Below are 22,364 nucleotides of genomic sequence, written 5' to 3'. Positions count from 1 at the left end.
AACGTCAAATTCTTTCTCAATGAGTTGCATAGGATAAGTATCATTGTGAGAAAGGGGCTTGATGTTGAAAAAGGCGAAGCTCACAGGAAGAATCGTCACGCCTGAAGATTTGGATTATGAACAAGCGAGAACGAATAATAATTTAAATAATCCCAAATATCCGAGTGTCATTGTGTTTTGTCAAGAAACGAAAGATGTGGTTAATGCCTTAAAATGGGCTAGAGAAAACAATGAGCCATTCAGAATTCGAAGCGGTCGTCATAGCTATGAAAATTTTTCTTTAGTAAATAAAGGACTTGTCATTGATGTAAGTGATATGAACGATATTTCGGTAAATCTCTCAGAAATGACGGCTAGGATTGATGCTGGAGCGAATATGGGAAATGTATACCGTACATTATGGGCGCATGGTGTTACCATTCCTGCTGGTACAGAAAGTAGTGTTGGAGTGGTCGGTTTGACACTTGGTGGGGGGATTGGAATGCTATCACGACCGTTTGGGTTAACTTGTGACAATCTTATAGAAATCGAAACGGTGGTTGCGAGTGAACATAAGGGTGCTCAGGTAATCAGAGCCAATAAGCAACAACATCATGATCTGTTTTGGGCAAGTCGTGGTGGAGGTGGGGGCAATTTTGGTATAGTCACTTCTTTGACATTCAAGCTTCATGCGATTAATGAGGTATCACTTTTCTCTATAACATGGGGATGGGATGATTTTGAAGTGGCCTTTGATGCATGGCAAAAATGGGCTCCCTATACAGATAAGCGTCTAACCTCACAGATTGAACTAAAAACAAAGGAAGTAGGTGAAATAGTCGCACAAGGTGAGTTCATAGGAACAGCAGCTGAATTAAAGAAATTGCTTCGCCCTCTTAGGAAAACAGGCATGCCAACAAGTATTTGGATAAAGGAAGTGCCATATATCAAGGCAGTAGAATTTTTTGATTTACCAAGTGGCAATCAGCCTGCTCTTCGAAAAAGATCTGGCTCATTTTTGGAGAGACCGTTTCCATATAAGGCGATTCAACGAATGAAAGAATTTTTAGCCCATGCACCTAATTTAAATACAACGATCTGGCAACAGTCTTTAAGAGGAGCGGTCGGTGAAATTGCTCCCCAGCATACTGCCTATTACTATCGCAATGCGATAATAGCCCAAGAATATAATACTTCCTGGAAAAACCCGAAAGAGGAAGAACAAAATATTAGGTGGGTAGAAAATTTACGTCGAGCATTATCACCTTATACGGCTGGTGATTATGTCAATTTTCCGGATCGATTTATTCAGGACTGGCATACAGCCTATTACGGACGTAATTTTAGAAGGCTTCGTGAAGTGAAAACAAAATATGATCCGTATAACGTATTTCAATTTCCGCAGAGTATCCCACCTATTAGAAAGTGGCTGTAGCTGGAGAAGGGGGCAGGTGAAGAGCCACTCCTGCTCCTTTTTGATTTTCACGTTTTAGCTTGATAAATACTGTATAAGGGGTCACAATAAAACTATTACATATATTTCTAAAAGGATTGATTGGGATGGAAAATATTGTTGTTCGTAATAATGTAACAATACTTGGACAAGGAGACCAACCGCTTATTTTTGCACATGGATTTGGTTGTGATCAAAATATGTGGCGTTTCATTACGCCTGCTTTTATGGACAAATATCAGATTATATTATTCGATTATGTAGGCTCTGGTAACTCAGATATAAATGCCTATTCATCAGAAAAATATCAATCGTTACAGGGCTATGTACAAGATATATTGGACATTATTGAAACGCTATCATTACAAAATAGTATTTTTGTAGGGCATTCCATTAGTGCCATGATAGGACTGCTCGCATCTATCCAGCACCCTGACTATTTTAAGAAATTGATTATGATTGGTCCTTCTCCCTGTTATTTAAATGATGATGGTTATCGAGGGGGATTTGAGCGAAGTGATATAGCGGAGTTATTAGAAATGATGGAAATGAACTTTACAGGTTGGGCTAGCTATATGGCACCTATTGCTATGAGTAATCCTGAACAGCCAGCATTAACACAGGAACTGAAGCAAACCTTTATAGCAGCAGACCCTATCATTGCAAAAGAATTTGCTGAGGTTACTTTTTTATCTGATCATCGAAGTGAATTACCAAAGGTCTCAATTCCTTCGTTAATTATCCAATGCTCGGAAGATAGTATTGTGCCAATTGGTGTGGGAGACTATTTGCATCAGCATCTCAAAAATAGCACGTTACAATTACTGGAAGCAAAGGGTCATTACCCACATATTAGTCACCCAAATGAAACGATACAATGTATCGCAGATTTTTTGTAGGGAAAAATGAAAGGATTTTCAACAATGGAAAAACGACTCAACAATGCACCATGTGGATTTCTTTCCATCACACATGAAGGGCTTATTTCAGAAATCAATCAAACCCTTGTAGATTGGATCGGCTATGAGCAAGAGGAATTATTACATAGGCATCTAGAAATTCTTCTATCTACGCCCAATAAGATGATTTTTCATTCTTATTTTTATCCTATGATTAATCTAGAGGGGCGAGTAGAGGAATTATTCATTCATCTCAAACAGAAGGACGGAATGTCGCTTCCGTTTTTAATGAATGCTAAATTGTACAAAGAGGATATGGTAGAGCGCATTGATTGTATTTTAGTAAAGATGAAAAAGCGCATAGATTATGAACAGGAATTACGATCAGCCAAAAAACTACTTGAGGCTGCCTACCAAGAAAAGGATCATGCATTAGCTAATTTGGAGCAAATTCATGTAGAAATAGAACATCAGCAGGCGAAATTATTGGAAATGAATGCTGCTTTAGTAGAATTATCAATGACTGATAAACTGACTGGCTTGAAAAACAGGAGATTTTTCCAGGAACAACTCGAACAACATTTTAATCGTTTTCATGAGACTGCAGAGCCTTTTTCGTTATGCATTTTAGATATCGATCATTTCAAAAAGGTTAATGATACATATGGTCATCAAGTTGGAGACGATGTCCTCGTTCAATTGGCACAACTATTACAAATTCAAGTACGTCTAGAAGATATCGTCGCTCGTTATGGTGGGGAGGAGTTTATTATCCTCTTACCAGAAACCGAAATACATGTGGCAAAAAAAATCGGCGAAAAAATTAGACACACCGTGGAGCAGGATGGCTGGCCAACAGGTCGTCTTACGATCAGTATGGGAATTGCCACTGTAACTTCAGAAGATACAGAGACGACATTAATAAAAAAAGCAGATGAAGCATTGTATGGATCGAAAGCGCATGGACGAAACAAAGTCACTCATTTTCATGAGATAAAGTGAATCGTTTTTACAATTCGTCTACTAATTTTTGGATAGAAGGAAGATCTGCTGGAGCAAATGGAAGGTTAAGCAATTGGTTGCGGGGAACCCATCTTGCTTCAGCATGTTCTAGTATTTGAGGTGTGCCTTTAATAATTGAAGCTTTGTATGTTTCTAAATGAACGAAAAATTGTTCGTATTCATGGAGTGTTACAGCCACTTGCTTACCTACTTGAATCATACAGTTAAACTCCTCAAGAATTTCTCGATAAAGTGCCTGTTCTGGTGTTTCGCCCTGCTCTATTTTACCGCCAGGGAATTCCCAATAATTTGCTAATATCATTTGGGGATTTCTTAAAGCACAGAAAATTTCTTGTTGTTCATTTTCAATAATAGCCCCTACTACATGTATTGTTTTTTTCATTTAGATTCCTCACTTTGTGTCTTCATTAGATATGTATAATTATAGCATGTTTAAGTTGTACGCCACTTGCCACCACAGGAAAATAACAGTTTTCTTACTTAGCTATGAAATTTGCCATTTCGTAGGGTATAATAGTGGTCAATATATAGGAAAAAGGCGGTAAGAGGTAGCGATGAAGAGAATTGAATCTACGCAAAATGCGTTAGTGAAATATTGGAAAAAGTTAGCGACAACAAGAAAAGAGCGTGAACGTTCAGGTGAATTCCTAGTAGAGGGCTTTCATCTTGTTGAAGAAGCATTAAAAAATAAAAACCAAGTATTACAAATTATAGTGCGTGAAGGTATCGATTTGCCAATGTTATGGCCAATTGATGATGTAGCTATTGTAGAGGTATCGACTGCGGTAGCAAAGGAATTTGCAGAGACAGAAACCTCTCAAGGTGTTTTTGCTGTATGTAAACAGCCCATCTTAGAGGATAATGTGATGACCACTTGGCGAAAAGTGTTATTAATTGATGCTGTCCAAGATCCTGGAAACATCGGAACAATGATTCGTACAGCGGATGCTGCAGGTTTAGATGCTGTAATTTTAGGAAAAGGCTGTGCCGATCTTTATAATCCTAAAACACTACGTGCTGCTCAAGGCTCACATTTCCATATTCCAGTAGTGCGTGGAGATTTAGCAGAATGGATTGATTTACTACAGGATCAAGGTGTACCAGTATTTGGTACTGCATTGGATGAGGAGGCGGTGCCGTATAGCGATATTCAGCATACAGGTGCATTTGCGATTATCATGGGGAATGAAGGAAGTGGCATTCAGCCTCAGTTATTAGCAATGACAGATCAAAATATGATCATTCCTCTTTTTGGACAGGCTGAATCATTAAACGTAGCAGTAGCAACAGGTATTGTTTTATATGGCTTTGCTAAGTAATTGACAGAACTTTATGGGATTGAGGCAGTTGTCTCTTGATTTGCCACAGTCCATTATTGTATAATTTATTCTAAAATGTATGTTTAAATAATAAATGCTTTGACCGAGAAGTAGTAAAGATTGTGAATGGACAACAGGGAGCGTCGGCCACAGATTGAGAGCCAGCGCCGTACCAATGCAGTTTTGAATTCAGCTCGCGAGCAGCTACCGGGACCAGTGTGATGCTGTAAAGGTAAGCCGGCTTTATCAAGTCGTTATGTTAATGAAGTGATTGTAAGGATTTGTCTTGCAATAACTAGGGTGGTACCGCGAAAATGTCCTCGTCCCTTTTTAGGGGCGAGTTTTTTTATGCCTAAAATGCAGGCATTTATTTTCTAAGGAGGTTTTAACATGGAAGAGCAATTAAAACAATTAGAGCAAGAAGCACTTGCTAAAATTGAAGCAGCTGCAAATTTAAAAGAATTGAATGAAGTACGTGTTGCGTACTTAGGAAAAAAAGGACCTATCACAGATTTACTAAAAGGGATGGGGAAATTATCAGCTGAAGAACGTCCGAAAATGGGTGCTTTAGTGAATAATGTTCGTGAAAACGTAACGGCGGTATTAGAAACAAAGATAACGGTTTTAGAAGAAGCGGCTATTGCTGAAAAATTAGCGAGTGAGTCGATTGATGTCACTTTACCAGGTCGTGAAATTAAAGTGGGGAACCGTCACCCTTTAACACGTGTCATTGAAGAAATTGAAGATTTATTTATCGGAATGGGCTATGAAATTGCTGAAGGCCCAGAAGTTGAGAAGGATTACTATAATTTTGAAGCACTAAATTTACCAAAAGGACATCCAGCTCGTGATATGCAAGATTCGTTCTATATTTCCGAGGAAATATTATTACGTACGCATACTTCACCAGTGCAGGCTCGTACTATGGAAGCCAAAAAAGGCGAATCGATTCGCATAATTTGTCCTGGTAAAGTATTCCGTCGTGATAATGATGATGCAACACATTCACATCAGTTTATGCAAATTGAAGGTTTAGTCATTGGCGAAAACATTCGCATGAGTGACCTCAAAGGAACATTAGATACTTTAGCGAAAAAAATGTTTGGTGCAGACCGCGAAATTCGACTGCGTCCGAGCTTCTTCCCATTTACTGAGCCATCAGTAGAAATGGATATCTCTTGTTTCAAGTGTGGTGGAGCAGGCTGTAACGTATGTAAGGGCACAGGCTGGATTGAGATTCTAGGAGCAGGTATGGTGCATCCAAACGTATTAGAAATGGCTGGCTATGATCCAAAGAAAGTTTCTGGATTTGCATTTGGTATTGGTGCAGAACGTATTGCGATGTTGAAATATGGTGTTGACGATATTCGTCATTTCTATACAAGTGACACTCGCTTCTTATCACAATTCGAGCGAACAGAAGCGTAAGGGGGATAAAACATGTTAGTATCATTAGAATGGTTAAAAGATTATATCAATACACAGGACTTAGCACCTGAGCTATTAGCAGAAAAAATTACACGCTCTGGGATCGAAGTAGATGCAGTAATTGATCGTGCTAATGCTATGGATAAAGTTGTGGTTGGTTATGTAGTCTCTAAGGAGAAACATCCAGAGGCCGATAAGTTAAATATTTGCCAAGTTGACGTTGGTGAAGCAGAGCCTCAACAAATTATTTGTGGTGCACCAAATGTTGATGCTGGCCAAAAAGTCATTGTTGCTCGACCAGGTGCACATTTACCAGGTGGCATTAAAATTAAAAAAGCAAAACTTCGCGGCCATGAATCGAACGGAATGATTTGTTCCTTACAAGAGCTTGGAATCGAAGGAAAGCTTGTGCCTAAGGCATACTCAGAAGGTATTTTCGTCCTACCAGCAGATGCAGAAGTAGGCTCAGATGCACTGGCTATATTGGGCTTACGTGATACCGTATTGGAGTTAGGTTTAACACCAAACCGCTCAGATGCCCTTTCAATGCTTGGTGTAGCCTATGAAGTAGGTGCCATTCTTTCAGAGGAAATCCAATATCCAGAAATTGTATATCAAACTACTAGTGAAAAAGCACAGGATTACCTAAAGCTTCATGTAGAAGATTTACAAGCAAATCCTATGTATGTGGCAAAAGTAGTGAAAAACGTAAAAATCGGTGAATCACCAATGTGGCTTCAAAATCGTTTAATGGCTGCAGGAGTCCGTCCACACAATAATGTGGTAGATGTAACGAACTATGTATTAATGGAATATGGTCAACCTCTACATGCTTTTGACTATGATAGCCTAGCAACAGGTGAAATCGTTGTTCGTAAAGCAACAGAAGGTGAAAAAATTACAACATTAGATGACCAAGAACGTACATTAAAAGCTTCAGATTTAGTCATTACAAATGGCAAAGAGCCAGTAGCAATTGCTGGTGTAATGGGTGGTGCTAATTCAGAGGTAACAGATTCAACAACGACTGTTGTCATTGAGTCAGCCTATTTTGATGGTTTAACAGTGCGTCAAACGTCTCGTCATCTTGGCCTACGTTCAGATGCATCGGCTCGTTTCGAAAAAGGGGTAGACCCAAACCGTGTCTTACCAGCTGCTGAACGTGCTGCCGCTCTACTTGCCGAATTAGCAGGCGGTGAAGTATTAGAAGGTACATGTTTAGTAGATGAGTTAGATAAAACACCAGCGCGAGTAGTCGTTTCCCCAGATTTTATTAATGAGCGCTTAGGTATGAAGATTGCATTAGAAGATATGCTTTCTATTTTAGAGCGTTTAAAATTTGGTGTAGAGGCAGCAAATGGTTTATTAATCATCGATGCACCAACACGCCGTCAAGATATTAAAATTGAAGAGGATATCGTGGAGGAAATTGCACGTCTTTACGGTTATGATGAAATCCCAATGACATTACCAGAAGGTGCAACACAAGTAGGTAATTTATCACCTTACCAGGCAAATCGCCGTGTTGTTCGTCAATACTTGGAAGGTGCTGGTTTGTATCAAGCAGTGACATATTCATTAACATCAGATGCATTGTCACAACGCTTTGCCTTAAAAGCAGAGCCAGTAACTCGTTTACTTATGCCAATGAGTGAGGAGCGTTCTACATTACGTCAAAGCCTTATTCCTCATTTAATCGAAGCAGCCGCATATAATGTTGCTCGTCAAGCTGAAGGCGTGGCTTTATATGAAATTGGTTCCGTATTCCTTGGTCAATCAGATGAGGGGCAACCATATGAGGAAGAGCATGTGGCAGCTGTACTAACTGGCAAATGGCTAGACCATGCTTGGCAAGGCGAGAAAAAAGCCGTAGATTTCTTTGTGCTAAAAGGTATCGTCGAAGGTGTCATTGGCAAACTTGGCTTAGAAAATCGCATGACATTTGTGAAATCACAAGTGGATGGCTTACATCCAGGACGTACGGCTAGCATTTTATTAGATGGCGAGCAAGTCGGCATTATCGGTGGACTTCACCCTGCTGAACAAAAAGCATGGGGTGTAAAAGATACGTATGTGATGGAAATGAATTTAGTGGCGCTATTAAATGCAACGGCACAAGAAGCACCACTTGCTTACACACCAGTACCTCGTTTCCCAGCTATGTCTCGTGATATCGCACTTATTATGGACCGTACTACAACAGCGGGCGAAGTAATGGAAGCTATCGATACAGCGGGTGTGAAATTATTAAAAGATATCCGCGTATTCGATGTTTACGAAGGGGAGAAAATGGAACCAGGTAAAAAATCGGTTGCCTTCTCTCTCACATACTTTGATCCAGAACGTACTTTAACGGACGAAGAAGTAGTGGCTGCACATAACAAAGTGTTAAAAGCCATTGCTACGATTGCAGGCACAGAAGTACGCTAATATATGAAAAAAGACTGTCTAATGAGGCAGTCTTTTTTTGTTTGAGAATGGTGAAGATGATGATCTAAAAGGTGAAGAATCTGCTCAAAAGAAAGTGTGGAGTGAGCCAAAAAGTAAGAAAAGTGCTCATTAGGGGAAATGCAAAAAGGAATAATACAGTCATAGAGATTAGACAATTCTACCAGAATCGAATCTACTAAAAAAATATAGACTGAAAGATATTCACAAAAATTATTAAAAAACTAAATTTAGTGCGGCAAAGTTGATCAAATAATTAGTTTCGTAAATAGTCTAGGAATGGATAATTTTCCTTGCTATAGTCATTTGAAAAAGGTGTGATGAAATGTTTATTAAACCATATGAGGAAGCGAAAATGACATTAGGTTTGCGAGCTTTAGTGAGAAGACTCATACCAAATCATCCATCTCTTGATCAAATGAAGAGGGAGTTATTACAGGCGGAAGCAGGCGAATACGGTGAAAAATTTATTATGAAACAACTGGAGAAATTAACTTTTACGAAGAATTTCCAAGTTTTATATAATATCACTTTTCAGCATCCATACTCATTACAGTTAGATGTTGTGGTGATAACACAATATGAAGTAATAATTATTGAAAGTAAGAATATTCGAGGAGAAGTAGAATTAAAAAATCGACCACGTCAAATGATTCGGACTCTTGAAACAGGTGAACAGCGTGTATTTCATCATCCTGAAGTGCAGCTCGAGGAATATGTATGTAATTTAAAGGGATTTTTCAAGCAACATCAAATTGAAGTACCTGTCAACGGTATCATTGTTTTTCCTTTTAATAATGCACGAATGAATTATGAAGATGGATTATTTCCAGTATTGATGGCAAGAGAGTTAACGAGCTTTTTGCAACAACGTCCAATGAAGACAAAAACTATAGATTGTCAATATATTAGTGCATTACTTGTGCAACACAACAAACCGTATGAGAGGTTTCCTCTAAGTCGATACTATGGGATAGAGGTTGATACGATTCAAACAGGCGTGATCTGTCCAAAATGCGAATTTGGACAGATGCATTGGCTTAAGATGAATTGGACCTGTTCCAGCTGTCATTATACGAGTAAAAAGGCACATTTATCTGCTCTGCAAGATTATGGGATGCTCATCAATAAAAAGATTACGAATGCACAAGCCCAGCATTTTTTACAGTTAAACAATCGCCATACAATAAAAAGAATGCTAATGGCTAGTTGTTATCGGGAATCGGAATTAAAAAGATCAAGAGATTATCAAATTTTTTTATGACCTTTATAAGAATACTAGAAGCGGTTTATCTAATTGGAGATCTGCTCCCAAAGGTGCCAGAAGCGCTCATCCCAAATAGGAAACCGCTCCAAAAGGTGCCAGAAGCGCTCATCCCAAATAGGAAACCGCTCCAAAAGGTGTTAGAAGCGCTCATCCCAAGTAGGAAAGCGCTCCAAAAGGTGTTAGAAGCGCTCATCCCAAGTAGGAAAGCGCTCCAAAAGGTGCCAGAAGCGCTCCCCAAAATATAAAACCGCTTAAAAAGGTTCCTAAAGCGCGCTCACGCTCCTTAGGAACCCCAAAAAACTTTTTTAAGCAACCAGTATTACGATTTACTTCATCTTGCGTGCTTTATCAGTGTTGGCGAAATGCCATTTTGTAATGGAGCGTAGAAATTCTTCTCCTTGATTACGCCAGATTCGGGCTGCTTGCACATCTACCTTGTTAGAGGCGCCCTTCATTAATGTAAGCCCTGCAATATCACTCAAACGGTCCATTTCCTTTAAAAAGGCAGCACGAGCTAAAATAGATGCTGTAGCCACAGCTACATGTAATTGTTCTGCTTTAGTAGAAAAGTAGACATTTTCTTGTACTAGTTCACGTTCACTTTTTAAATAATTATAATAGACACCACGTTCTGCAAACTGGTCAATTAAAATAAATTCAGGTTTTTCAGGTGCCATTTTAGACAGGGTGTTTTGTAGGGCCTTATTATGCATCATGGCTTTCATTTTACCTTGAGAATAGCCCTTCGCTTGTAAGTTGTTATATTTCTCGTTGCGTAAGACGAGAACACTATGAACACAGGCTGCACGTAAATCAGGCGCAATTTTTCGCATATAATCATCTGTTAGCATTTTTGAATCTTTTACGCCAAGCTCATTTATGAGTTCAATTTTGGAGGTAGGCACATATACTGCCGCTACTGTTATTGGACCGAAATAATCACCTGTGCCTGTTTCATCTGAGCCTAAGACAGACATTGTTGCGAAATTGTTAGGCAGTACATCCCCTTTTGCCCCGATAGAGGAGGGTGGAGTAGCAGCTTTTTCAATAGTTCCCCAGCGCGCCGCCTCGCGTTCAGCACCGCCCCCCTGGAACATTAATTTTCCTGATTTATACATAGTTATGGCTGTATCTGGTAGTTTTGCCGCAAAAATGACTCCTGGAGCCTTTCGTTCTATAAAGTGCGGTCCATAGTAAGCCATCACCTCTTTTTGAATATTTGTTGAAATGGAAAGCACAATATTTGCCATTTAATCGTTCCTTTCTGTCCTCATTGTTCACAATTTTATACCTTTCATGGTATGATAATAAATAGCTTTTTTGTGTGATGGTGCTCACAAGCCTCTAAAATCATGTGTGCATCGAATTTATAGGAGGGTGCGACTATGGAAAAACAAGAAAAGAATAAAATTTCTGTTGAAATATATGGTCATACATACAAAATGGTCGGCTCTGAATCCATTGGCCATATGCGACTTGTTGCTTCGATTGTTGATGACCGTATGCGCGAGATGAACGTACATAATCCCTCACTTGATAGCACAAAACTTGCTGTTCTGACAGCAGTAAATACAGTTCATGATTATTTACTATTAAAAGAACGAATGGAGCAATTAGAAGAAGAATTGAAAAAGTTAAAGGGTTGAAGAGAATGTTAGATTTAATCATATTAGTGGTACTGTTAGCTGGTATAGGTGTCGGTGCAAAACGAGGTTTTATTGTACAGATGATGCATATTGTCAGCTTTGTAGTAGCCCTAATTGTTGCGTATATTTATTATAAGCCATTAGCACAAAAATTTGTATTTTGGGTTCCATATCCAGGCGTCACTGACACAGGTAGCCTTGGCGTTGTCATTGATAGTCTAGATTTAGACCGTACCTTTTATCGGGTAATTGCCTTTGCTGTTATTTTCTTTGCAGTAAAAATAACGTTGCAAATCGTGGCATCGATATTTGATTTTATCGCTTATTTGCCTGTACTAAATACAGTGAATCGTTGGCTTGGGGCGTTACTTGGCATGATTGAAAACTATTTAATTATGTTTATTTTGCTATATGTGTGCGCCTTATTACCAATAGATGCCATACAAAATTTAATGTCGAAGTCATTGTTAAGTGGTCTGATGTTGGAGCATACACCGATTATTACAAAGATGTTCCAAAACTGGTGGTATATTTATATGCAATAGTAACTGTGCACTTCTCTCTGTCTTGAGGGAAGTGTTTTTACGATAGGAGGAATTACCAATGAATAAAAAAACAATTATTCGCACACTCGAAAAAATTGCTTTATATATGGAACTACAGGGAGAAAATCCATTCAAGGTATCAGCCTTTCGAAAGGCAGCGGCAGCACTAGAGGGGGACGAGCGTTCATTAAGCGAAATGGATGATGTAACAAAACTCAAAGGGATTGGCAAGGGTACTGCGGCTGTAATAGAGGACTTAATGGCAACAGGTGAATCGAGTTTGTTAAAGGAGCTAGAAGAGATTGTACCTAAAGGGTTACTGCCATTGCTAAAATTACCTGGTTTGGGAGGAAAAAAAATTGCGAAACTACACCAAGAGCTTGGTATTGACTCTGCCGAAAGCTTGAAGGCTGCTTGTGAGGCAGGGAAAGTACGTGAATTAGCTGGGTTTGCTGTAAAAACGGAGGAGAAGATTTTAAAGGAGCTAGCCAATTTAGCAAATCGTTCAGAACGACTACCAATTTGGCAGCTTGAGCCTGTGGTTTTACAAATTGAGGCGCTTCTAGGTAGTATGAAGGAAGTAGACCGGTTTTCAGTTGCTGGGAGTTTCCGTCGAGCGTTAGAAACTAGCAAAGATATTGATTTTATTGTTGTGACAGAAGCAGTTGAGGAAGTACGAGAAAAGTTGTTAAATAGCTTGGCCATTCAAGAAGTAGTGGCGGCGGGGGATACAAAAATTTCGGTGATTTTAGACTTAGATGAACCAGTTAGCGTTGATTTTCGTTTAGTGAAGGACAATGAATATGCGACTGCGTTGCATCATTTCACAGGTTCAAAAGATCATAATGTTCGTATGCGGCAAATTGCCAAAGCCCGTGGTGAAAAAATAAGTGAATATGGTGTGGAACAAGAAGATGGTACTGTTTTAACGTTTCAAGATGAAGCGGCATTTTTTGCTCATTTTAATCTACCTTGGATTCCACCAAGCTTACGTACTGGAACAGCAGAATTTGATAAAACAAATATAATTCAAAAATTAGTTCGACTAGAGGATATTAAAGCTGATTTGCATATGCATACGACTTGGTCGGATGGTGCATACTCTGTTGCAGAAATGGGCGAGGCGTTACTAGCACGGGGCTATCAATATAGCGTTATTACAGACCATTCGCAATTCCTAAAAGTAGCAAATGGATTAACGCCAGAGCGCTTAGAAAAGCAGCGTGGAGAAATTGAGGCGTTTAATGCGGCACATCCAGATTTTCATTTGTTTAAAGGGACGGAGATGGATATTTTACCAGACGGTTCCCTTGATTTCGAAGATCAGGTGTTAAAAGAGCTCGATTTTGTTATTGCTTCCATTCATTCTAGTTTTACACAATCACAAGATAAAATTATGGCACGTTTACTAACAGCAATGCAAAATCCCTATGTTCATATGATTGCCCATCCGACTGGTCGAATTATTGAAGACCGTGATGGTTATAATCCTGATATGAAACAGTTAATTGCCTGGGCCAAGGAATATGGTAAAATTTTAGAGTTAAATGCAAATCCGTATCGTCTCGATTTATGTGTAGAACATTTAGAAATGGCCTGCGCTGCAGGTGTGCCGGTAGCCATCAACACAGATGCTCATGATATTACGCATTTACGTTTTATGGATATTGGTGTTCGCTATGCAAATAGAGCATGGTTACCGAAAGATATGATTGTGAATACATGGACGCGTGAACAGTTTGAAGCGTTCATACGACGAAATAAATAGGCTGAGGAGGTGTTCTCAGTGATAGCAGATCGCGCATTGAAAACACTAGAATACGATAAAGTTAGGCAACAAGTGGCTTCCTATTGTACTTCCTCCATTGGTAAATCTGCCATTGAGGAGCTTGTGCCACAAACAGATTTTGATAAAGTAGTACAATTATTAGAGGAAATGGATGAAGGATTATCCATTTTGCGTGTGAAGGGTAATGTACCAATGGGAGGCATTTTCGATGTCCGTCCCTCTGCCAGACGTGCTCAAATAGGAGGCATGTTAGCAGCAGTAGAACTAATGGAAATTTCGAGCACGATTCGAGCAAGCCGAATTTTGCGCAATTTTATTGAAGATTTAGAAGCCGAAGAAGTGATTGCTATTCCTCATTTCATCTCCAAAAAGGAAGCAATGCCTGTCTTAACAGGGCTGCAACATGAAATCAATAACTGTATTGACGACAATGGAGCTGTCTTAGATTCTGCTAGTCAAACATTGCGCTCTATTCGCCAATCTTTGCGTGCTGAAGAAGGGAAAGTTCGCTCTAAGCTGGAAAGTCTAATTCGTGGAAGTAATGCAGCAAAAATGCTTTCGGATACACTTGTGACAATTCGTAATGATCGCTTTGTTATTCCTGTAAAGCAAGAATACCGTCACCATTATGGCGGGATTGTCCATGACCAATCTTCTTCTGGTCAAACCTTATTCATTGAGCCAGATTCTGTTGTCCAAGCAAACAATGAAATTCATCGCTTGAAAATGAAGGAGCAGGCAGAAATTGAACGTATTTTACTAGCATTAAGTGCAATGGTGCAAGAAGTAGCATCAGATTTATTTAACTTAGTGAAGGTATTAGGTGATATCGATGTCATTTTAGCAAAGGGCAAATATGGCCAAGCCAATAAATGTACAATGCCTAAAATGAATCAGAATGGCTATATCCGACTAATACGTGCGCGTCATCCACTGTTACCTATAGAATCAGCTATTCCCAATGATATTGAATTTGGTAAAGATATTACAGCTATTGTCATTACAGGTCCGAATACAGGTGGTAAAACGGTGACATTAAAAACGGTTGGCTTGTGTACATTAATGGCGCAAGCAGGATTACCAGTGCCAGCATTAGATGGCTCAGAACTTGCTGTATTTGAGCAATTATTTGCCGATATTGGTGATGAGCAATCAATTGAGCAGTCACTTTCTACGTTTTCGTCCCATATGGTCAATATTGTAGACATCCTACAAAAATTTGATCACGAATCACTTGTTCTTTTTGATGAGTTAGGGGCAGGTACTGATCCACAGGAAGGGGCAGCCTTAGCCATCTCAATCTTAGACGAAGTACATGGGCGCGGTGCTCGTGTAATGGCTACAACTCACTATCCTGAGCTAAAAGCTTATGGCTATAATCGACCAGGTGTAGCCAATGCCAGTGTAGAATTTGATATTGAAACGTTGAGCCCGACCTACCGTCTACTTATCGGTGTGCCTGGGCGCTCAAATGCATTTGAAATTTCCAGTCGTCTCGGTTTACCTGAATCCATTATTGATCGTGCTAAAGGCTTTACTGGAACCGATCGACATGAGGTTGAATCGATGATTGCCTCATTGGAAGAAACACGTCGCCAATCCGAAGATGATGCAGAGCGTTCGCATGCATTACTATTAGAATCAGAGACATTGCGTAAAGAGCTTCAAGATAAATTGCAAGCCTATGAGGAGCGCAAAGAGGCGCTTGATAAGAAGGCGAAGGAAAAGGCGCGTAAAATTGTTGATGAAGCGAAACGTGAAGCAGAAGCGATTATTGCGGAGCTTCGAGAAATGCGTAAAAATGCGGATCAAGTTGTCAAGGAGCATGAATTGATTGAAGCACGTAAACGCTTGGAAGAAGCAACACCACTTGAAGACAATAAAGTGCTAAAAAAGGCGGCGCAAGTTAAAGCTCGTGCACAAAACTTAGTTGTCGGAGACGAGGTAAAGGTGTTAAGCTATGGTCAACGAGGTACTTTGTTAGAAAAGGTGTCGAATACCGAATGGGTTGTCCAAATGGGGATTTTAAAAATGAAAATCTCAGATAGTGATTTGGAGTATATTAAACCTGAAAAAGAGCCTGTATTACGAACAGCTGGTGTGAAAAATAGAAATAGTCATGTGAAATTAGAATTAGATTTACGTGGTGAACGCTATGAGGATGCAATCGTAAGAACAGAGAAATATATTGATGATGCATTACTCTCTAATTATGGTCGTGTATCCATTATTCATGGAGTTGGTACAGGGGCGTTACGTCAAGGTATTCAAAGCTATTTGAAAAAGCATAAGCGCGTAAAATCCTTCCGTTTTGGTGAAGCCGGTGAAGGGGGCTTAGGCGTCACAGTTGTTGAATTGAAATAAGCTATAAAGGGGACGGAGAAAAATGCTGAATTCTGGCTTTTGGCGATATCCAATTATCGAAACGGCAGGATATTTTAGTGTTGTAGTATTATGTTTAGTCGTCTCGATGGCATTGTTCGAAGTCGTTACGAAATATAAAAATTGGGAAGAAATTAAAAAAGGTAATGTCGCTGTGGCTCTTGCAACGGGGGGGAAAATACTAGGGATTTGTAATATCTTCCGCTTTTCCATTGCACGTCATAGCACATTAAGTGAAATGATCGGCTGGGGCCTTTTTGGCTTTACATTATTAATTGTAGCGTATTTCTTATTTGAATTTATGACACCTCGTTTTAACGTTGATCAAGAGATTGCCAATGATAATCGCTCAGTTGGTTTCATTTCCTTTACCATTTCAGTCGGTCTTTCGTTTGTAATTGGGGCAAGTATTGCATAGGAGTGTCATGAATGGAAAAATTAGCAAAAGTACTAATCGTTGTCTGTATTGCATTTTTGGCAGTAGGTGTCTACTATATGTTAACGGTTTAAAAAAACGCATTCTCTTTATGAGGATGCGTTTTTTATTTATTAAACATCGCATAAAATTCTACTACAACCTATTAATTTTCTCTCATATAACGCTATTAAAGGGTTGAACAAATTATTTTTATAATATAGGAATATGCTGATCATTTTTTTATGGAGTAAGTCAAGAATGAATGAGTATTCATAAGGTCTATTCAAACAAATCCCGATAAATACCAATCATATTAATGTTGTAAATTGCATAATAATTAATCGAAAATGCATTTATTTTCTATTTTCTGTTTGAAACTGTATTTCTTTTTCATTATAATAAATATAAGAATTGACAAAGTTTGGGACAAAGGGGAGAGGACGTATGACAGCAAAACCATGGCTAGCAAATTATCCTGAAGAAGTACCATCGTCTTTAACGTTTGAGGAAATTCCAGTGCAAGAGTTTTTGACACGTGCCTATAAAAAGAATCCATCCAAAGTAGCGATTCATTTTATGGGAAAGGATTTGACGTACACCGAGCTATATGAGTCAGCTTTAAGGTTCGCAAACTATTTACAAACACTAGGTGTGGAAAAGGGAGATCGAGTAGCCATTATGCTGCCAAACACGCCACAAAGTGTAATCGCTTACTATGGTGCCATGTATGCAGGTGCTGTTGTAGTACAAACAAATCCACTTTATACTGAACGTGAGCTTCAATATCAAATGGCTGATTCAGGAGCAAAGGTTATTCTCGTAATGGATATTTTATATCCAAGAGTCATGAAAATTATGAAAGAGACAGCACTTGAAAATGTCATTGTGACAGCTATTAAAGATTATTTACCATTCCCAAAAAATTTAGTCTATCCATTTATTCAAAAAAAGCAGTATGGCTTTAGTGTCAAGGTTGAACATAGCGGTCAAAATCATTTGTTTTCAGAAATAATGCGCTCAGCACCGATTAAGCTAATTGACAATATTCCATTTGATTTTGAAGAAGACCTAGCACTCCTTCAATATACGGGTGGGACAACAGGTTTCCCAAAAGGCGTTATGCTGACACATAAAAATTTAATTGCCAATACAACAATGTGTGATGCTTGGATGTATAAATGTGTTCATGGTGAAGAAACCATTATGGGCATTCTACCATTCTTCCACGTCTATGGAATGACTACTGTTATGCTTTTATCTGTATTCACTCAAAATAGAATGGTGCTTTTACCGAAGTTTGATGCAGAGACGGCTTTAAAAACGATTGATAAACAGAAACCAACACTGTTCCCCGGCGCACCAACCTTATACATTGGCCTTTTAAATCACCCAGACATTGCGAATTATGATTTATCATCTATTAAGGCATGCCTAAGTGGCTCTGCTTCATTACCGATTGAAGTGCAAGAGAAGTTCGAGGCCGTTACTGGTGGAAAGCTAGTAGAAGGATATGGATTAACTGAAACCTCTCCTGTAACACATGCTACGCCAATTTGGGGTAAGCGGGTGATTGGCTCGATTGGTTTACCATGGCCAAATACAGAAGCAGTTATTTTACGTACAGGGGATACAGAAGAGCTACCTATTGGTGAGGTGGGTGAAATCGCTGTTAAAGGACCACAAGTAATGAAGGGCTACTGGAACCGTCCAGAGGATACAGCTGCGACATTTGCTGACGGTTGGTTTTTAACAGGTGATCTTGGTTATATGGATGAGCAAGGCTTCTTCTATGTAGTAGATCGTAAAAAGGATTTAATAATAGCTGGTGGCTTTAATATTTATCCTCGTGAAGTGGAAGAAGTGTTGTATGAACGTGAAGAGATCCAAGAGTGCGTAGTGGCAGGCATACCTGATCCGTATCGTGGTGAAACAGTAAAAGCTTATATTGTGTTAAAAGAAGGATATTCGATTACTGAGGACGAATTAAATAAATATTGTCGTCAGCATCTAGCGGCTTTTAAAGTTCCACGTTATTATGAATTTAGAGAAGAGCTGCCAAAAACAGCTGTAGGAAAAATTTTGCGTCGTACGTTAGTTGAAGAAGAAAAAACAAAATTAGCGAATAAAGAAGCGAAATAAATACGTGTGAAAGTATTGACAAGCAATGCTGTAAAATATAATATGAAAATATGAATGAATGACCATTCATATTTTCATATTTTTTTAGGTTCACACGTCATATCGACGTGCGCATGTTTTTTAGGTGGTGATATAAAAGTGAAACGAGATAAGCCAAAATATAAACAAATTATTGATGCAGCTGTCATCGTTATTGCGGAGAATGGGTATCACCAAGCGCAAGTATCGAAAATCGCCAAACAGGCAGGGGTGGCCGATGGAACAATCTATTTATATTTTAAAAATAAAGAAGATATATTAATTTCTGTCTTTAATGAAAAAATGGCTGTTTTTGTAGAGTCATTACAAGATATAATAGAAAATGGGAGTACGTCTAAAGACAAACTTTCACGAATGATAGAAAATCATTTTAATGTTCTAGCGACAGATCGATACCTAGCAACTGTCACACAATTAGAGCTTCGCCAGTCAAACAAAGACTTACGATTAAAAATTAATTCAGTATTGCGTGAGTATTTACAGCTACTTGATCAAATTTTAATCGAGGGTATGCTTACAGGTGAGTTCAATCAGACGATGGATGTACGCTTGGCACGACAAATGGTTTTTGGAACAATTGATGAAACTATTACGTCGTGGGTTATGAATGACTATCGATATGATTTGATGGAACAGGTTCCAAAGGTTCAGGCGTTAATCCTGAACGGCATTAAAGCTTAAAAGGATGTGGAGAAATGGAATTTCTAAGTTGGAAAGTAGAAGATGGAGTAGCGATTATTACAATTGCACGTCCACCAGCAAATGCATTATCTCGCGGTATTATTGCAGAAGTTAACGCTGTACTAGATGCTGTAGAACACGATGATGCTGTAAGAGTCCTTGTACTTCATGGTGAAGGCCGTTTCTTCTCTGCAGGGGCAGATATTAAAGAATTTATTGGGGTAGAATCTGGAGAGGAATTTACAAAGCTAGCTAGCAACGGGCAACAGGTTTTTGAGCGTGTTGAATCGTTTTCTAAGCCTGTCATTGCAGCTATCCATGGTGCGGCATTAGGCGGAGGCCTAGAGTTAGCGATGAGCTGTCATATGCGATATGTCACTGAATCTGCAAAACTTGGTTTACCTGAATTACAATTAGGGCTTATTCCTGGTTTTGGTGGTACACAGCGTTTACCACGCTATGTTGGTGTAGCAAAGGCTGCTGAAATGATGTTTACAAGTGAACCAATCTCTGGTACCGAAGCTGTTCAGTGGGGCTTAGCGAACCGTGCATTCTCAGATGAAGCACTGCTAGAAGAAACGTTAAAAATCGCTAAGGGCATTGCTAAGAAAAGTCCAATCGCTTTAAAAGCGGCTATTCAAACATTGCAATATGCAAAACATGCATCATTCTATGAAGGCATTGAAGCAGAGGCGAAATCGTTTGGAACAGTATTTGTTACAGAAGATGCCAAAGAGGGAATTCAAGCATTCATAGAAAAGCGTGAGCCTGTGTTTACTGGCAAATAATTTTCCAAATGTCGATAGCAACGTTCAGTATGTTATCGGCGTTATCGAAACTGAAAATATATAATATTTATAAGTTTACTTAGAATTATAAAACGTTCCAGGAGGTATGGATATATGAACATTTTTGCATTAATTAAACGTACGTTTGATACAGAAGAAAAAATCGTTGTGTCGGGTGGTAAAATCCAAGAGGATGGCGCAGAATTCATTATCAACCCTTACGATGAATATGCCATTGAAGAGGCGATCCAAGTTCGCGATGCTGCTGGTGGGAAAGTAACAGTAGTGACAATTGGTGGCGAGGATGCAGAGAAGCAATTACGTACAGCACTTGCTATGGGAGCAGACGAAGCAGTGCTTATTAATACAGAAGATGATTTAGATGAGCTGGACCAAAATGCAGCAGCTTATCTACTAGCAGAATACTTAAAAGATAAAGATGCAGATTTAATTTTAACAGGAAATGTTGCGATTGATGGTGGTTCAGGGCAAGTTGGTCCACGTGTTGCTGATTTATTGGATATAAATTATGTAACAACGATTACGAAACTTGAAATTGACGGAACAACTGCGAAAATTGTTCGTGATATTGAAGGAGATTCAGAGGTAATTGAAACTTCTTTACCGTTATTAGTAACTGCTCAGCAAGGTTTAAATGAGCCTCGTTACCCATCTCTACCAGGTATTATGAAAGCGAAAAAGAAACCGCTTGCAGAGCTTGAGTTAGATGATTTAGATATCGATGAAGATGATGTAGAAGTGAAGATTGAAACAGTTGACATCTTCTTACCAGCTCAAAAAGCAGCAGGTCGTATTTTAGAGGGTGACCTTTCTGCACAAGCAAAAGAACTGGTAAATCTACTTCACACAGAAGCAAAAGTTGTTTAATTATTGGATGTCAATCGAATCTTAAAGGGTAACGGAGGGAATATGCTATGTCAAAAAAAGTATTAGTATTAAGTGAAGTTCGTGAAGGAAGCTTACGTAATGTTTCTTTCGAAGCAATTGCAGCTGCAAAACAAATCGCTGATGGTGGCGAAGTTGTTGGGGTACTGTTAGGGGATGCTGTAGCAGGTTTAACAGGTCCATTATTTGAATATGGTGCTGATCGAGTAGTAACAGTGGAACACCCGCATTTAAAACAATATACATCTGATGGCTATAGTCAAGCACTATTAGCTGTTATCGAGCAAGAACAACCAGCAGGTATTGTCTTTGGTCATACAGCAAATGGGAAAGATTTATCGCCAAAAATTGCAAGCAAATTGCAAGCAGGTCTAGTATCTGATGTCACTGCTATTGAAGGTGCAGGCGATGATGTGGTATTCATCCGACCAATTTACTCTGGTAAAGCTTTTGAAAAAGTAAAAGTGAAAGATGGTATTGTTTTAGCTTCTATTCGTCCAAATAACATTACACCTTTAGAGAAAGCAGAAGGTAAAACAGGTGATGTGTCTGCAGTCGCTGTAGAGATTACAAACCTGCGCACAATTATTAAAGAAGTTGTTCGTAAGTCTTCAGAAGGTGTAGATCTTTCAGAAGCAAAAGTAGTTGTTGCTGGTGGTCGTGGCGTGAAGTCAGAAGAAGGCTTCGAGCCATTAAAAGAGCTAGCAGATTTACTAGGCGGTGCAGTTGGTGCATCACGTGGTGCATGTGACGCTGAATATTGTGATTACTCGCTTCAAATTGGACAAACAGGTAAGGTTGTAACACCAGATCTTTATATTGCAGCAGGTATTTCAGGCGCAATTCAACATTTAGCTGGAATGTCCAATTCAAAAGTCATTGTTGCCATTAATAAAGATCCAGAAGCAAATATTTTCAAAGTAGCTGATTATGGTATCGTTGGAGATTTATTTGAAGTTATTCCGCTTCTAATTGAAGAATTTAAAGCATTAAAAGTGAACGCATAATGCAGATGCAGGAAGGGATACCCTTCCTGCTTTTTTATATTGGTTTCCTTTTCAAGAAGCACTATTTGAAAATTATCGCAAAATAAAATATTGACATAATTAACGATAGACATTATAGTGATGGATACATTAATGATTTGAAACGCAAAGATTAGGAGTAGTAAAAGCTCATTATTCGGTGAAGAGAGCTGCGGGTTGGTGCAACGCA

19 protein-coding genes and 2 other annotated features (1 of these 21 only partly in view) are annotated in these 22,364 nt (G+C 39.0%); of the genes, 17 read left to right on the top strand and 2 right to left on the bottom strand.

Annotated features, from left to right (window positions below; genetic code table 11):
• The first annotated feature begins 64 nt into the window (after positions 1–64).
• From CD31_RS13500 to CD31_RS13490, 3 genes are all read left to right on the top strand, one after another.
• On the top strand, positions 65–1,414 hold the full coding sequence (locus CD31_RS13500; protein WP_036078304.1) for an FAD-binding oxidoreductase: 1,350 nt from the start codon (positions 65–67) through the stop codon (positions 1,412–1,414).
• Between the two features lie 125 nt (positions 1,415–1,539).
• Positions 1,540–2,331, top strand: a complete 792-nt coding sequence (locus CD31_RS13495) for an alpha/beta fold hydrolase (RefSeq protein WP_016994873.1) — start codon at positions 1,540–1,542, stop codon at positions 2,329–2,331.
• A 24-nt stretch (positions 2,332–2,355) separates the two neighbouring features.
• Positions 2,356–3,333 (top strand): sensor domain-containing diguanylate cyclase, encoded by a 978-nt coding sequence (locus CD31_RS13490; RefSeq protein WP_036078300.1) that lies wholly within the window; start codon positions 2,356–2,358, stop codon positions 3,331–3,333.
• Positions 3,334–3,340: 7 nt separating this feature from the next.
• Here the strand turns inward: CD31_RS13490 and CD31_RS13485 are convergent, their stop codons facing one another.
• Positions 3,341–3,736 (bottom strand): (deoxy)nucleoside triphosphate pyrophosphohydrolase, encoded by a 396-nt coding sequence (locus tag CD31_RS13485; RefSeq protein ID WP_036078298.1) that lies wholly within the window; start codon positions 3,734–3,736, stop codon positions 3,341–3,343.
• Positions 3,737–3,908: 172 nt separating this feature from the next.
• Here CD31_RS13485 and CD31_RS13480 point away from each other — a divergent pair, with 172 nt between their 5' ends.
• The 4 genes from CD31_RS13480 to CD31_RS13465 all read left to right on the top strand — a co-directional run bounded on the left by CD31_RS13480 (position 3,909) and on the right by CD31_RS13465 (position 9,813).
• Positions 3,909–4,673, top strand: coding sequence for a TrmH family RNA methyltransferase (locus CD31_RS13480; protein WP_036078296.1), 765 nt, complete (start codon positions 3,909–3,911; stop codon positions 4,671–4,673).
• A gap of 90 nt (positions 4,674–4,763) precedes the next feature.
• Positions 4,764–5,004 (top strand) — a binding site (T-box leader).
• 59 nt (positions 5,005–5,063) lie between these two features.
• The gene (pheS, locus tag CD31_RS13475; protein WP_004226385.1) at positions 5,064–6,101 is read left to right on the top strand and encodes a phenylalanine--tRNA ligase subunit alpha; all 1,038 of its coding nucleotides are present in this window, start codon (positions 5,064–5,066) and stop codon (positions 6,099–6,101) included.
• A gap of 12 nt (positions 6,102–6,113) precedes the next feature.
• The gene (pheT, locus tag CD31_RS13470; protein WP_036078293.1) at positions 6,114–8,531 is read left to right on the top strand and encodes a phenylalanine--tRNA ligase subunit beta; all 2,418 of its coding nucleotides are present in this window, start codon (positions 6,114–6,116) and stop codon (positions 8,529–8,531) included.
• 343 nt (positions 8,532–8,874) lie between these two features.
• Complete coding sequence (locus CD31_RS13465) at positions 8,875–9,813, top strand: nuclease-related domain-containing protein (RefSeq protein ID WP_036078291.1); 939 nt, start codon at positions 8,875–8,877, stop codon at positions 9,811–9,813.
• A 329-nt stretch (positions 9,814–10,142) separates the two neighbouring features.
• Here the strand turns inward: CD31_RS13465 and rnhC are convergent, their stop codons facing one another.
• Complete coding sequence (gene rnhC / locus CD31_RS13455; RefSeq protein ID WP_036078288.1) at positions 10,143–11,066, bottom strand: ribonuclease HIII; 924 nt, start codon at positions 11,064–11,066, stop codon at positions 10,143–10,145.
• A gap of 135 nt (positions 11,067–11,201) precedes the next feature.
• On the opposite strand from rnhC, the gene zapA reads away from it, so the two are divergent.
• From zapA to CD31_RS13405, 10 genes are all read left to right on the top strand, one after another.
• A complete protein-coding gene (gene zapA / locus CD31_RS13450; protein ID WP_016991554.1) occupies positions 11,202–11,462 on the top strand; it encodes a cell division protein ZapA in 261 nt (86 codons plus the stop codon).
• A 5-nt stretch (positions 11,463–11,467) separates the two neighbouring features.
• A complete protein-coding gene (locus tag CD31_RS13445; RefSeq protein ID WP_016991553.1) occupies positions 11,468–12,007 on the top strand; it encodes a CvpA family protein in 540 nt (179 codons plus the stop codon).
• 58 nt (positions 12,008–12,065) lie between these two features.
• A complete protein-coding gene (gene polX, locus CD31_RS13440) occupies positions 12,066–13,775 on the top strand; it encodes a DNA polymerase/3'-5' exonuclease PolX (protein WP_036078287.1) in 1,710 nt (569 codons plus the stop codon).
• An 18-nt stretch (positions 13,776–13,793) separates the two neighbouring features.
• Positions 13,794–16,160 carry an endonuclease MutS2 gene (locus CD31_RS13435; RefSeq protein ID WP_036078285.1) on the top strand — a complete coding sequence of 789 codons (2,367 nt, stop codon included), beginning with the start codon at positions 13,794–13,796 and terminating at the stop codon, positions 16,158–16,160.
• A 22-nt stretch (positions 16,161–16,182) separates the two neighbouring features.
• Positions 16,183–16,596, top strand: a complete 414-nt coding sequence (locus CD31_RS13430; RefSeq protein ID WP_008179180.1) for a DUF350 domain-containing protein — start codon at positions 16,183–16,185, stop codon at positions 16,594–16,596.
• A gap of 444 nt (positions 16,597–17,040) precedes the next feature.
• Complete coding sequence (locus tag CD31_RS13425; protein ID WP_036078283.1) at positions 17,041–18,735, top strand: AMP-binding protein; 1,695 nt, start codon at positions 17,041–17,043, stop codon at positions 18,733–18,735.
• Between the two features lie 138 nt (positions 18,736–18,873).
• The gene (locus tag CD31_RS13420; RefSeq protein ID WP_016991551.1) at positions 18,874–19,455 is read left to right on the top strand and encodes a fatty acid metabolism transcriptional regulator FadR; all 582 of its coding nucleotides are present in this window, start codon (positions 18,874–18,876) and stop codon (positions 19,453–19,455) included.
• Between the two features lie 14 nt (positions 19,456–19,469).
• Positions 19,470–20,243: an enoyl-CoA hydratase gene (locus tag CD31_RS13415; RefSeq protein WP_016991550.1), complete on the top strand. Its 774-nt coding sequence runs from the start codon at positions 19,470–19,472 to the stop codon at positions 20,241–20,243.
• Between the two features lie 114 nt (positions 20,244–20,357).
• The gene (locus tag CD31_RS13410) at positions 20,358–21,131 is read left to right on the top strand and encodes an electron transfer flavoprotein subunit beta/FixA family protein (protein ID WP_016991549.1); all 774 of its coding nucleotides are present in this window, start codon (positions 20,358–20,360) and stop codon (positions 21,129–21,131) included.
• Positions 21,132–21,178: 47 nt separating this feature from the next.
• Positions 21,179–22,156: an electron transfer flavoprotein subunit alpha/FixB family protein gene (locus CD31_RS13405; RefSeq protein WP_036078280.1), complete on the top strand. Its 978-nt coding sequence runs from the start codon at positions 21,179–21,181 to the stop codon at positions 22,154–22,156.
• Between the two features lie 138 nt (positions 22,157–22,294).
• Positions 22,295–22,364, top strand: a binding site (T-box leader); it runs 162 nt beyond the window's last position.

This window comes from Lysinibacillus boronitolerans JCM 21713 = 10a = NBRC 103108 (assembly GCF_000772935.1).
GTDB classification, from domain to species: domain Bacteria; phylum Bacillota; class Bacilli; order Bacillales_A; family Planococcaceae; genus Lysinibacillus; species Lysinibacillus boronitolerans.
This window is presented reverse-complemented; position numbering and strand designations above follow the sequence as displayed.